This window comes from Oceanospirillum maris DSM 6286 (genome assembly GCF_000422865.1).
Lineage (GTDB): Bacteria > Pseudomonadota > Gammaproteobacteria > Pseudomonadales > Halomonadaceae > Oceanospirillum > Oceanospirillum maris.
Genome location: NZ_KE383937.1, coordinates 155,449 through 170,309, shown reverse-complemented (window position 1 = coordinate 170,309; position 14,861 = coordinate 155,449). Strand labels below are relative to the sequence as shown.

Below are 14,861 nucleotides of genomic sequence, written 5' to 3'. Positions count from 1 at the left end.
GTGACTAACGTCAGCATACTAAAACTAATGGCTAAAAAGAAAAGCAATCGTCGTATAACACTACTCGGTAGTCTAACGGCCGTCTTTTTCTTTATCAGTATTCTTTTCCTGACAGATATTCATGAGGCAAAAGCCGGTAAACGGCTTTCTGCCCATGAAGTACGTGCATTAATGCAAGAAGGGAAAATAAAACCCTTACTTGATCTCATTAAGCAGCATTCCTTTGAGGGTAACTTATTGGATGCGGAGCTAGAACGTAGACGCCATCGTTTAATTTATGAGCTGGAATACCTCAACGATAAAGGTGAGGTATGGGAATATAAGCTCGATGCCTCTACCGGGGAAATTCTAAGAAAGGAACAGGAAGAATGAAGCTGTTACTTGTGGAAGATGATCTGGCTTTATGCCAAGGGCTTATTCCTGATCTTCGCCGAGCGGGCTATGCGATTGAACAAGCTCACAATGGTGTTAATGGCTTATATTGGGCCTCAGAAGAGGACTTTGATGCCATTATTCTTGATTTAGGTTTACCCAAAAAGCCTGGGCTTGACGTATTAAAAGAACTACGGGAACAAGGTAATTCAACGCCGGTTCTTATTTTAACAGCTCGAGATAGCTGGCACGAACGCGTCGATGGTTTAAAAGCAGGTGCGGATGATTATCTTGGTAAGCCTTTTCACACGGAAGAGTTACTCGCTCGATTAGACGCCGTATTGCGCCGCCATCACGGCCAAGCAAGCAATGTAATTACGTTAAATGACATCACATTAAATGTCGACACCCGAGAACTAATTTTAGGTGATACGAAACAGCTACTCAGCGCCATTGAATTTCGTTTACTGCGTTATATGCTACTTCACCCCAATCAAGTACTCTCAAAAAACAGCCTAAGTGAGCATATTTATGAAGACGACCATTTAAGAGACAGTAATGTTATTGAGGTTTACATTAACAAACTGCGCCAATATCTAGGCAAACCTAGGATCAAGACGCTGCGCGGGCAAGGTTATCAATTACTCGCCGTGGCGACGAAAAAATGAAACTGTTCCGAAAAAAGGCCAACAACACCTCAATCGAGCGACAGCTTCACTTTCGTTTACTGCTCGTATTGATCGCTGTATTGATGATCACACTTTTATTGACGAACACGCTCTCCCGCGAGTTCAGCCATAATTATGTACTCCATCGCCTAGAGAACGAAGCAGAAAATTTGATTTCAGCCCTAGAGCTAAAAGCGCCATCATTACCAGATGCGACGATCACCGGCACCGCAAAACCAACATTGGAGCTGGAGCTGGATAGTATCTCAGATCTTTATCAACGGGCTTTTTCAGGGCATTACTACTTGATTAAAACCCCTGATGCCATTATCCGCTCTCGATCACTTTGGGATATTAACCTTCCCAGAAAATTACTATCTAAGCGTATCACAAGCCCGATCAACATTATTAAAGGTCAGTTATTACTAACATACAGCACTAAGGTGACCCTCCATAACCAAACAGTGCGTATCTGGGTTGCAGAAGATATTCACCCTTTAGCCCACAATATAAAGCGCTTTAACCTGAGTATTATCAGTTTCTTAACCCTCTCTTTTATGGCGCTTTGGTGGCTGCAGCACAGAACATTGCGTAACAGTTTTCGTTTTTTCGAACAGCTTAGACAAAGGGTGGTATCCCTTCACCAAGGAAGCGGGCAAGAGACTGGCTTTCAGCCACCTAAAGAGATTAAACCGCTCAGCGATGAGATTAATCGCTTAGTCGATCAGCTGGGACAGCGGACCGAACGTTCTCGCTCAGCCTTGGGCAACTTTGCTCACGAGTTAAAGCGACCTTTGCAACAGCTAAGGTTACAACAAAGAACCTTGCCTCAAGAAGAACAAGAGGTGATGGCTCAAGCCTTAGATCAGATTCAATATCTATTAGAACGCGAGCTAAAGCGTGCCCGTATTGCGGGCCGCTGCCTGCCAGGTCAATCGTTTCACCCTACAGAAGATATAACGCCACTACTACAGGTCATGGAGCGCATTTACCCTGCGATTAGCTTTAAGCAGCAGATAAATATTGAAAACAGCTCTTTAGGTATTGATCGGGACGATGCCTTAGAGCTGATTGGTAATTTATTAGATAACGCTGCAAAGTACGCATCAAAGCATGTTTATTTCACCCTAATAGCGGAAACACCAGACCCAGAGAGTAATCGACAAAAAGTGGCCTTTCATATTGAAGATGACGGTAGTGGCGTTAGCCAAGACTTATTAGACCAGCTCACCCTAAGAGGAACAAAGCTCGACGAAGCGTCTGCGGGCCATGGCCTAGGTTTATCGATCTGTAAATCGATCTGTGATAGCTATCAAGGCGAGTTAAACTTCTCACAATCAAAACTCGGTGGACTGAAAGTGAGTGCTCGATTTACGCTATAATTTCTTACCTTTACGCTATAGCTTCTTACCTTTACGCTATAGCTTCTTACCTTTACGCTATCACCTCTTACCTTGTAGCTTCGCTGAAAACCCTCCCGTCACGGCGCGAGGGTTTATATCATTTTGATCGTTTTTACTAAGAACTATCGTGTTAAGGCTTGCGTCTCTACCGCATAGATAACAGCTTCAATACGACGGTTAGTACTATGGGCCTGCTCATTGTCGTTCAGATCCAGCAAGCGTAACTCACCATAGCCTTTACCTGTCACTCTAGCGGAATCAATACCATACTCATTCACTAAAACCTTAACTACGGAGTTTGCACGGTCGGCAGAAAGCTTAAGGTTATACTCCGCTGAAGCAGGGGCCGAGGTATGCCCGCCAATTTCAACGGCTGTTTCAGGGTTCTCCACCATAAAATCTGCGACTTTTTTGATTTCAGGATAGTAGGCCAGATCAACTTCCGCAGAGTTATTAGGAAACAGGATATTAATATCCATAGAAGCTACAAACTGCTCTGCAATAGTACAGCCATCTTCGTTAACAAGATGGGTTATTGGCGTACCCGGACAAAGATCCAAACGATCAATAACACCGTCTCGGTCTAAATCCTGCTCTGGCGTTGAAACTATCACGGTTTGCACTGGTTTATGGGGATGGATAAAATCGATTTCACTGTTGTAAAACTGATAACGAACACCCGCTTTAATGCCAAAATCCGTAAAATCCGTTTTCATCCCTTGATACACAGCACCCTCTGCAAAAAGAGACCAGCGAGAAGCAACTGGCAGACTTGCCCCCAACCCTACATTGATAACCGAATGACCATCAGCCGGTGTCACACTTTTAAAACCTGCAAAAGTATACGCATGATTTTTTTCAGTAAAACGATACATCAGATCCAAACCTAGACGGCGCTCGTTACCGCCACTGGCAAGAGCTGATCCACGGTTATAGTCTTGCTCTGCCCATTCAAGACGTGCCCCCCATGTTGGAGTAAAAAGCACACCGATTTCTATGCCAGGACCATCACCATCATCAATATAGTCATAAGCCGCGCTGTCCTTTTTCTTATTATCGGTGGTTACCGATTCATAAAAACCACCGATATAAACGCCTTCCTGCGCTTGCGATAAAATAGGATAAGCACACACACAACTTAGCAGCAGAAGTTTGCTGATACGCATTCGAAACCTCAAAAATTAAAAATATCTGAAAAAAAACGGCATAAAGCAAACTCTGCTTTATACCGTTGCTCTATCTTTATGCTGTTAGCTTACAGCGTAGAGACACTTACCATTCACAAGGCTGATCATCATCCGAGGTATAACCGGAGTCATCACTGCTTGCCGCACCATCAAAGTCACCAAGGTTACTTGAATCATTGTTACTCTGATCCTCTTCAACTTGCGAGAACCACCCTTGATCTGCTGAACTTTGCTGTACACCATTATCTAGGGCATCTAACAAACCTTGATGCTGACTTTCACCAAACAAGAAGAGATCATTCTCACCCGTGAGGTCAACTTCCTCTTGTTCCGGTACGCCAAAGTCATTATCAGAGCTGTCTAACTCTACGGTTAATTCTGGCTCCGGCTCTGCTACAACCTCTATTACAGTTTCTGATTCTGGCTCAGAGTCCACAACAGCTTCCGGTTCAGGTTCTGCCATGACACTCAAGTCCGCTGTTTGTTGCTCTTCTACCACAGCGCCATCATCAGAGGCTAACAGTTGGTTCAGCTCTTCTTGACTCATAAGGAAGCCTGCTTCTTCAAAAGTAATAATGCTATCACTACCAACATCATCAGCCTCGAAAACAGCAACGAGTTGATCATCCGCGTAGAGGCTTACAACATCACCCGACTGATAGCTAAAAGCACCATTATCAAGCTCACCATTCAAGCCAGAATTAGTTTCATAGGTTAGCCCTTCAATAGGCGCTTTAGCAAAACTGGCAGTGATTAAAGAGTCCTCAACGGGTAAAGAGCCCTCAACGGGTAAAGAACCATCAGCAGATAAAGAGCCATCAGCAGATAAAGAACCATCAGCCGGTAAATCATCATCAAGGTGTTCTTCAAACTCCGTTTGCCCACCGTGTTCCTGAAGCATTCTCTGAACATGATCCATCGCCTGTTCTTCAGAGATCGCTGTTTTACCTGCCAGCTCAACAGCATCACGTACCTCAGCTTCGCTGGCTGTGCTCAAGTCTAAAGATACATCTTCATATGCTGCATGCGTTTCCGAGGTAATGGTAATACCATTATCCGCATTACCATCTTCATCCAGTGACTGCAGGAAGACTGCCATATTTTCAACATATTCATCATTCAAATCTGCACGGGATACATCAGCAATATCCTGTAAGAAAATATTCGATTGCGCTAAGTCTTCAGGAGTAGCAGTACCAATAACCACATCGCCAATTTTAAAGGTAACAGTATCACCCTCTCGGTACTGGAAATCTCCTTGCTCGTCAGTAAAACCAACGAGTCCAGAAGAAGTGGTATAAGCGATACCTTCAATCACACCGTCAACAATAGTCTTCGTCTGTATTGCACTCGTATCATCACTGGTATCAGCAGTACCTTGATCTTCCGTTGAGATTGCCGTTGCTTCGATATTCAAGCCCCCGGCACCATCCGCAGCAAGCTGATCAGGGCTGGTTAGTTTAAGACCCGCTAACTGGTCAGTCTCTAACACTATGCTGCCACCCGAAATAACCAAACTATCACCAGCAGTATTAGTTAATGCAGAACCATCAGGAAGACCATCAAGTCTCAGCGTCAAGGTTTCACTGTCATCTGTCAGTGCCGCATCAAGGGTAAGATCATAAGTAAAGGAGCCATCACCGTTATCGGTTTCATTTGATAATGCCGAAGAGGTTAAATCAGGTTGATCTGCTTCCGGTGTTACCTCTAGATTAAACGATTGAGTAACCGCTGTATCCAGAACATCATCACCATCAACGGTTTTAACGCTGACATTCATCGCCATCGTGCCGCTGTAATCTTCCGGCGGAGTAATTTCCAATGACTCCGCCTGGGCAGCGGTCAAACCGTCAAAGGTAATAGAACCACCACTACCAGAAGTACCTGTAATAGGGCTGCCATTAATAGAGAATGTAGAACCTGTTTCATGACCACTTAGCGTCACATTAACCTGCTCGGAACTATCTTCAAGGGTCAAGTCTAAGCCCAAACCGATAGCGGTATCTTCCGCGCCACTAGCACCTGCAGAATCAATGGTTAAGCTGTCTGCAACAGGTGTTACCTCTAGATTAAACGACTGAGTAACCGCTGTATCCAGAACATCATCACCATCAACAGTTTTAACGCTAACATTCATAGCCATCGTGCCGCTATAGTCTTCTGGCGGAGTAATTTCTAGTGACTCAGCATCATCCACAGTCAGATTATTTAAAGTCACCTTACCATTATTACCAACGGTAATATCACGGCCATCGATAGATACCACAGAACCCGGCTCGCAGCCCGTCAAGGTTAGATTAATCAGCTCAGAAGTATCTACGAGCGTTAAATCCAACCCAACACTAACGGCAGCACTATCTTCTGCGATAGTGATATCCGTAATATCAGCAATCTGAACATTGTCTGCTTCAGGATTCACCGTCACAGCAACTGTTTTCGTGACAGGTGACGCTAAAAGATCGAGTACATTACCGCTAGCATCCAATTCAACCGTTTGAACGTTAACCGTCAAATTGAAGTCACCACTATAGTTCGATGGCGGTACTAGTTTAATGCTCTGGGCTTCTTCTGCGGTTAAGTAACTGCCATCTGTTAAAGGTTGCGGGTCACCAGCAGCATCAGTGTAAACCGCACTAAAGCCTTCATTTATATATTCGTCACTAAACGTAATTTTCAGTTTTTCACTACCATCCAGATCCGTCATGATCACATCTAGATCTAGAGGCATACCGCCGTTATCTTCATCACCAACAACTTTATTACTTTGAGCACTGCCAGCATCCACTTCCAAGATTGCACTAGCAACAGGGTTGATCGTTAGCGTGACATTGTCAGAACCTGTTTCAATCTCTTTGCTCTCTTTATCAAAACTAAAGGCAGTGACATCTAACGTAAAGCTACCACCATAAGTTTCAGTGGTGTCGTGAAGGGTTAGGCCGCCGCCATCTGGCACTTCAGTGCCTTTTAGTACAACAGTAACCGTACCATCACCATTATCGCTGTAGTTGCCAATTTTATTGCCATTAGCGTCCTGAATAATCAAGGCATCAGGAATACCGTTAATTTTAACAGAGGCAATTTCACTGCCATCGCTGTCTTGCTGCATAACAGACAAATCGAGCGGGTAGTCTTCGGTTTCATTAACAGCAGTAGTAGAAGGCGTTAGCTCAACATCGATCTGATCAACTTCGGATTCCAGCTTGATACTAAAGGTCGTTGATATCGCTTCAGAAACATCGACGGTTCCATTCGCATCGTCATCACCCCAAGTATAAGAAATATCAAAATCATAACTACCGTGGGTATAAGCACCTGGCACAAAGGCAACACTACCCAAGTTATCTGGCGAAACAGTGTAAGAGCCATCAGCGTTAGCGGTAACACCTGGCCCAGTTAAGCTGCCACCATCTTTTGGTGTGATCGTAACATCGCCTTTCAGCTCTTCAGAGCCGTCGGTATCTGACGAAGAAATTTGAATATTCAACGCAATACTGTCTGTTGCGGCATCTGTCTCTGTACCGCCGGAGGCATTAACCTTGCTAGCATCCAAAACAGGATCAATATCTAAAGTGATATTTTCAGAAACGAAGGACTGATTACCGTTGCTATCCGTTGCAATAATATCGACCGAAAATTCGGCATCACCATTAAATTCACCGGCAGGATCAAAATCAATCGGGCCTGTACCGACAAAGCTGCCATCGGGTAGCTGATACATACCACTGGTATCAATAGAACCGTTTGTTGCATTACCGTCAATAACGTACGACAGACTTGCGCCACCTGCTGTTGTTCCATTCAACACATCAGTCACTGATGTATCTTCTTGTCCTGAGTCTTTACTGCTAACAACAATGGAAGGTGCACTACCACTGCCACCACCACTGCTGTCATCAACCACTAAGTGTCCATCACCATCGACACCGGCAACAGGCTCTGATCCACCGGCATAGCCAATGGTGAAGGTGTGGGCTTGGTCAAAGAGAATATCGCCATCGTCTTCTTTGCTGACAGGAATAATTTCAAGATTCAGAGATCCGTCGCCAGCATCCAATTGAAGGATTTTGATATCAGCAGTGCTTAGTGCATCTCCAGGGACAATCCAGACGCCATTGCCAGCATTAATCCCACCATCAACCATCCATGTTGTGTTGTCAGACACACCACTTTGATTCTGAATAATGTAATATTCTGATTCAGAGGAGTCCGTCCCTCCAACGCCATCATGATAGCTATCTTCGATGTTACTATTACGGGTCACAATAGAGCTTAGCGGTGTCGTCTCATTGCTGCCGCTGTCGTCAGGATTGCTAACTACAAAACCATCATTGTCTGAGCCATTAGTATCATCGGTTGTGGCGTTATCGCTGTTATCCACATCCTCCCATCCGTCCGCCACACCACTTACCTTAACGGTATGACCGGTGACAACTTCCTGAATATCCACATCGGTACTACTAGAGTCATCCATATCGTCTTTTAAATAACGATAGAAATCGATATCAGAAATATCCTCATTAGAATGCATCGGCGGAAGAATTTCGACAGAGCCTAAATCTTCCTGATTGAGATAAACCGTGTTGTTGGCATAGTCAATAACGAGATTATCACCCTGAATCTGAATATCTTCGCCGGTTTCACCCAGCCCAGAAATCTCAATTTTTAGATCGTAGCTATTACCATTGAAATCGTACTGATCCTCTACAAGCGTATCGCCATCTTTTGAGCCGATATCAAGGTCAAGACTTATCCAGCTATCTTCAACACCCGATGACTGACTATCGCCATAACTTTCAACATCCGGTTTAACGATAAAGTCCATAGTGTAATCTGCAACCAGGGTACTGGTTCCTTGACCCGAATCACTATCCGTATCCAAAACGGTGACACGAATATCAAAGGACAGCTCACCACTCATGTCGGCATCAGGCGTTTTTATCTGGATTTTATACTCGCCACTGTCAATTTTCTGCAGTGTATCATTATCAATCCGCCAGTCTTTACCGCCAGCATCAGCATTTGCCAATACCATTTGATCAAATAGTTCATCACCACTGGCATCAACAAGTCTTAAACCGACATCATTAGGAACATTACGAATCAGAGCATAGACATCTTCAGAGTAATTTTGATCTTCGCCAGATGAAATCTGGAAACCCGATATATTTTGCCAATCACCGCTTTCGGTAAGCTCTAACGGCACATCAGTACCACTTACAACAGGGCTATCAGCAACACTAGTCAACTGCACTTCAAAAGTATCAGTCACTTCTTTTATTTGATCACCACCAACGCTGCCATCCCAATCTGGCTCGGTCGATTTTTGATGCAGTGTTAACGTAAAGTCTTCATTGCTGTCGTGAGGTGAAATAAGCTTAAGGCTTTCAACATAGTCGTTAAAAGCAGACTTAGAGGTCAGTACAACATCGCCAGGTTGAGCTGTGTAGTTTCCGTCAGTATCAAGAACAATTTTTATACTCGATTCACCGGCACCATTAAGCATATTGCCGTTTGCATCAAGGACAAAAGCGTCTGTTGGGATATCTTGGATTTCAAGCTCAATAACTTCCGTATCGGTATAATTATTTTGATCAAAGTTAATTTTTAAGTCGATAGCACCAGAAACATCATAAGTACCATCTGGGTTTTGACTTAGCGCCCCTGTATCCTGATCTCGACCGCTATCTTCTGGAGCAATAACACTGGTTGCTGATATCAGATTTTCATGAAGATCCACGTCACCCGATACTTTAATTACTAAAGTATCTGCTTCACCCCATTGCTGATTCGTTTGACCATTATCACTCCAACGGTTATCAGAACCACTGCCATCTTCATCGGAATCAATAACCCCTGTTTTTATTTTAAGGCTGATTTCACCATTAAAATCGTCGGCTGTTTTGATCTGTAAAGTATCTAGCTTGTCCGCAGGGATATCGACAAATGTCTTTGATGAACTAAATGTAAATGTTCTTTCAACACCACCAGCATCTTCATAACGAATTTGTGTACCATTGGGTACATTACTACCGTCGTCAGCGAAGAATCTAACAACCGTATTTACTTCACTACCGTCAGCATCTCCGGTAGAGGCTGTTAGCTCATTATAAGTAGCGCTACCATCAGTCCAGCCAGCATCTAAAGCAACCCAGCCAGCATCCTCCAATAACGTCTCTTGATAAGTGACCGTCTCAGACTCTAAGTCACCCAAGGTCCAAGGTTGGTCAGCTTCTGGAGTAATCACAATAGATTGTGTGAAAGTATCAACAGAACCATCAGTCAGTGTTGCTTCATAATCCAGCTCTATATCTTTACTGCTGTCTGTTGCAGGCGTAATGGTTAATTCCTGCGCATCTTGCCAGTTGTTGATGGTATAAGAGCCATCAGTCAAGGTAATAGGGTCGCCGTTACCATCTTTTAGAACGGCATCCGTTGGTATGCCAGAAATTTTGATCGAAGCGAACTCATCACCGCTATAGATCTGATCGAGATTCTCCAGAATAGTAATATCCCAGTCACCATTTTCTTGGGTGTTCTTATTATCTTCTACTTCTTGGATATCCAGATCACGGATGGTGGTCGTAACCGTGGCATCATCATAAGTTACCGTTTCGTATGCACCGCTACCATCGCTGGTATTCGCAGCATCTTGGCTATAAGAGCCATCCACTAACGATACCGTAAACGTCTCACCGTTATCCGCTGACGCATCATTAATTGCAGTCGCACTAAAAGCTGTATTTATAGCAACATTAGTTTCACTGACACTGTAATCGGCATTACTGGTAGTGCCGTTATTTTTAAAGCTAACATCGACATCGCCCGTCGGTTGATCAGCCAATACATTGCCTGAATCATCAACCGCTTTAACCACATAATAAGCGCTCGTTTCGCCATCTTCGTGGATCTGGGTAGCATCAAGAGGGTCGCCATTATCATCCAATAAGAGATTGCCCTGATCATCTGAAGCGAACAGCTTCAAAGTATAAGCAGAATCATTATCAGTTTTATCGGCAGGGTCGTTATCGGTTTCATCAATAATGGTCGTCGTCACGGTATCCGGTGCGTAGGTCACCGCTTCATAAGTACCGCTGCCATCTGCAGTATTTGCTGCATCTTGGCTGTAAGACCCATCCACTAAGGATACGGTAAAGGTTTCACCGTTATCCGATAGAACATCATCCACTGCAGTCGAACTAAAGGCCGTACCCACCGTAACCGTGGTGCCGCTAACCGTATAATCACCATCACTTGCGGTGTTATTACCAAAGTTGACATCAACATCACCTATTGGCTGATCATCAAGCACGTTGCCAGAAGCATCGACGGCCTTAACGACATAATAAGCGCTGGTTTCACCGGCTTCGTGGATCTCTGAAGGATCCGTAATGACGTTACCGTTTTCATCAGAGGCAAATAGTTTCAGAGTAAAAGCACTATCATTATCAGTGGTATCAGCAGGATCATTACTGGTTTCATCAATAATGGTCGTCGTCACCGTATCTGGCGCGTAGGTCACCGTTTCATAAGTACCGCTACCATCTGTAGTATTTGCAGCATCTTGGCTGTAAGAGCCATCCACTAAAGATACGGTAAAGGTTTCACCGTTATCCGCTAAGGCATCATCCACTGCTGTCGAACTAAAGGCTGTACCCACAGTAACCGTCGTGCCGCTAACCGTATAATCGCCGTCACTTGCGGTGTTATTACCAAAGCTGACATCCACATCACCCGTAGGCTGATCTGTTAATATATTGCCAGAAGCATCGACAGCTTTAACGACATAATAAGCACTGGTTTCGCCATCTTCGTGAATCTCTGAAGGATCCGTAATGACGTTACCGTTTTCATCGGAGGCAAATAGCTTCAGAGTAAAGGCACTATCGTTATCAGTCGTATCAGCAGGGTCATTACTGGTTTCATCGATGATCGTCGTTGTAACTGTATCCGGTGCGTAATCAACCATTTCATAATCAGCGGCATTACTAAAACTGCCATCATCTAGAGACACAGTAAAAGTTTCACCGTTATCTGCTAAAGCATCATCCACTGCGGTCGAACTAAAGGCTGTGCCTACGGCAACCGTGGTGCCGCTGGCGGTATAATCACTATCGCTCGCGGTGTTATTACCAAAGCTAACATCCACATCACCGGCTGGCTGGTCAGCCAATACATTGCCGGAAGCATCCACCGCTTTAACGACATAATAAGCACTGGTTTCACCGTCTTCGTGGATCTCTGACGCGTCAGTAATAATATTGCCATTTTCATCTGAGGCAAACAGTTTCAGGGTAAAGGCAGTATCATTATCCGTGGTATCAGCAGGATCATTACTGGTTTCATCAATAATGGTCGTCGTCACCGTATCCGGCGCGTAGGTTACCGTTTCATAGGCACCGCTGCCATCCGCAGTATTTGCAGCATCTTGACTGTAAGAGCCATCCACTAAGGACACGGTAAAGGTTTCACCGTTATCCGCTAAAGCATCATCCACTGCGGTCGAACTAAAGGCTGTACCCACAGTAACCGTGGTGCCGCTAACGGTATAATCACCATCACTTGAGGTGTTATTGCCAAAATTGACATCAACATCACCTGTTGGTTGATCAGCTAATATATTGCCAGAGGCATCAACCGCTTTAACCACATAATAAGTACTGGTTTCGCCATCTTCATGAATCTCTGAAGGATCAGTAATGACGTTACCGTTTTCATCGGAGGCAAATAGCTTCAAGGTAAAGGCGCTATCGTTATCAGAGGTATCAGCAGGGTCGTTATCGGTTTCATCGACAATAGTGGTGGTAACAGTCGCATCGTCATAATCTACAGCTTCATAGGTATCAGCATTGCTAAAACTGCCATCATCTAAGGACACGGTAAAGGTTTCGCCATTATCCGATAGGACATCATCCACTGCGGTTGAGCTAAAGGCAGTACCTACAGCAACCGTCGTACCACTAACCGTATAATCACCATCGCTTGCCGTGTTATTACCAAAGCTGACGTTTACATCACCCGATGGTTGGTTCGACAATACATTGCCAGAAGCATCAACGGCTTTAACAACATAATAGGCACTAGTTTCACCGTCTTCATGAATCTCAGAAGGATCAGTAATAACGTTACCATTTTCATCGGAGGCAAACAGCTTCAGGGTGAAAGCGCTGTCATTATCAGTCAGGTCAGTCGGGTCATTGTTGGTTTCATCAACAATAGTGGTCGTTACTGTATCAGGTGCATAAGCAACCGTTTCGTAGGTGCCACTGCCATCCGTAGTATTCGCAGCATCTTCGCTGTAGGAGCCATCCACTAAAGATACGGTAAAGGTTTCACCGTTATCCGCTAAAGCATCATCCACTGCAGTCGAGCTAAAGGCTGTACCTACAGCAACCGTCGTACCACTAACGGTATAATCACCATCACTTGCGGTGTTATTACCAAAATCAACGCCAACATCACCAATAGGCTGATCCTCTAGCACATTACCAGAAGCATCAACAGCCTTGACCACATAATAAGCGCTGGTTTGACCAGCTTCATGGATTACCGATGCATCACTGGTCACGTTGCCGTTTTCATCGGAAGCAAACAGCTTCAGAGTAAAGGCGCTATCGTTATCAGAGATATCAGAGGGGTCATTATCGGTCTCATCAATAATCGTGGTAGTAACGGTCGCCTCGTCATAAGTAACTGTTTCATAGGTGCCACTGCCATCCGTAGTATTCGCAGCATCTTCAGTGTATGAACCGTCCACTAAGGACACGGTAAAGGTTTCACCATTATCCGCTAAGGCATCATCCACTGCGGTCGAACTAAAGGCTGTACCTACAGCAACCGTCGTACCACTAACCGTATAATCACCGTCGCCTGCCGTGTTATTACCAAAATCAACATCGACCTCACCCGTAGGCTGGTTCGTTAATACGTTACCAGACTCATCCACCGCTTTAACCACGTAGTAGGCGCTGGTTTCACCTTCTTCATGGATCTCAGAAGGATCAGTAATAACGTTGCCGTTTTCATCGGAAGCGAATAGTTTCAGGGTAAAGGCGCTATCATTGTCATCTTGACTGACAGGGTTGTTCGTATCGTCATTGGCTACTTCATCAACAATCGTGGTCGTGACATTCTCGCCATAGGTGACGACATCGTAGTCTTGAGGATTACTCCAGTCATTATCTAACGATAGAGTGAAAGTTTCCCCTGTATCGGACAACGCATCATCTTCAGCTTTAACTTCAAAAATTTGACCAACTGTCACTGCCAATGAAGAAGGTCCAGAGAAATCTTCGCCAACCGTTGCGCTATCTGTCGGTTGTCCGATAGAAACCGTTACGGTACCACCGGGCTGAACATCAAGTTGATTGCCTTCGCCATCAAAGGCGATAACAACATACTGCCCTAACTCTGGGAAGTCTTGCTCAGAATTTGGATCACCTTGGTAGCCGGGTTCATAAATAGTGTTAACAGGAACATATTCACCATCGACAACCGCAAATAAACGCAACTCAATCTCTGTTGGCTCAGGTTCTGGTTCCGGCTCAGGCTCAGGTTGATCTGTTTCTGGCTCGATTTCCGGCTCAGGCTCAATCTCAGGTTCAACTTCCGGGTCTGGCTCAACCTCAGGCTCTCCCCCTGTTTGATCATCGTCTTCATCTGCGGCACTCGCCAGAGAGACATCAACAGAATCCACAGAATCTATGAAATCATCAACCACCGCATTAGACGTGCCGTCATCTACACCAGGGTTTGGACTTTGTGGATCAGCTTGACTTTCATTGACAGGAGTACTGTTGTTCTGAATATTTCGCTGTGCACCCTCGCTAAGGTCAATAGCATCAGGTAAAGGATCGTCAGCAGCAGGTTGCTCTTCTACTATTTGATCCGCAAGCTCTTCTTCCAAGACCAAACCGTCATCGTATGCGGCACGGTCAACATCTCTTTCATCAGGAGTAAAGGTCTGGATATTTTCATTACCAGACTCCTGAGTGCGTCCTATAATGTCAGAAGTATCAAGACGATCATCTTCTTCAGGTTCCGTTCTTTCGCCACGGCTCAATACTGTTGATTCATCAAACAATAAAGCCTCATCCGACATATTTTGATCGGTTGTATTGCCCTTAACAGACTCGTTTGATTTCCCAGTTTGATCAGCCATGACGTAGTACCCCAAGTTCCAGAGATAAATTTTAAAATATTTTGATTATCACAAGACTATCCCCAAGAGGGCC

General features: G+C 44.7%; 5 protein-coding genes. 3 read left to right on the top strand and 2 right to left on the bottom strand.

The window, feature by feature from the left end; translation table 11 throughout:
- Genes G517_RS0115290 through G517_RS0115280 form a run of 3 tightly spaced genes read left to right on the top strand, consistent with a single transcriptional unit; the run spans position 1 to position 2,422 of the window.
- A complete protein-coding gene (locus G517_RS0115290) occupies positions 1-372 on the top strand; it encodes a PepSY domain-containing protein (RefSeq protein WP_157833205.1) in 372 nt (123 codons plus the stop codon).
- The gene (locus G517_RS0115285; RefSeq protein ID WP_028305126.1) at positions 369-1,040 is read left to right on the top strand and encodes a response regulator transcription factor; all 672 of its coding nucleotides are present in this window, start codon (positions 369-371) and stop codon (positions 1,038-1,040) included. The genes G517_RS0115290 and G517_RS0115285 overlap by 4 nt, the downstream gene beginning before the upstream one ends.
- Entirely contained in the window at positions 1,037-2,422 is a 1,386-nt protein-coding gene (locus G517_RS0115280; protein ID WP_028305125.1) for a sensor histidine kinase, read from the top strand. Before G517_RS0115285 ends, G517_RS0115280 begins: the two co-directional genes overlap by 4 nt.
- 143 nt (positions 2,423-2,565) lie before the next feature.
- On the opposite strand, the gene G517_RS0115275 is transcribed toward G517_RS0115280, so the two are convergent.
- Together G517_RS0115275 and G517_RS0115270 are read right to left on the bottom strand one after the other, a co-directional pair.
- Entirely contained in the window at positions 2,566-3,609 is a 1,044-nt protein-coding gene (locus G517_RS0115275) for an OmpA family protein (RefSeq protein ID WP_028305124.1), read from the bottom strand.
- Between the two features lie 106 nt (positions 3,610-3,715).
- Complete coding sequence (locus G517_RS0115270) at positions 3,716-14,788, bottom strand: hypothetical protein (protein WP_028305123.1); 11,073 nt, start codon at positions 14,786-14,788, stop codon at positions 3,716-3,718.
- Positions 14,789-14,861 lie beyond the last annotated feature (73 nt).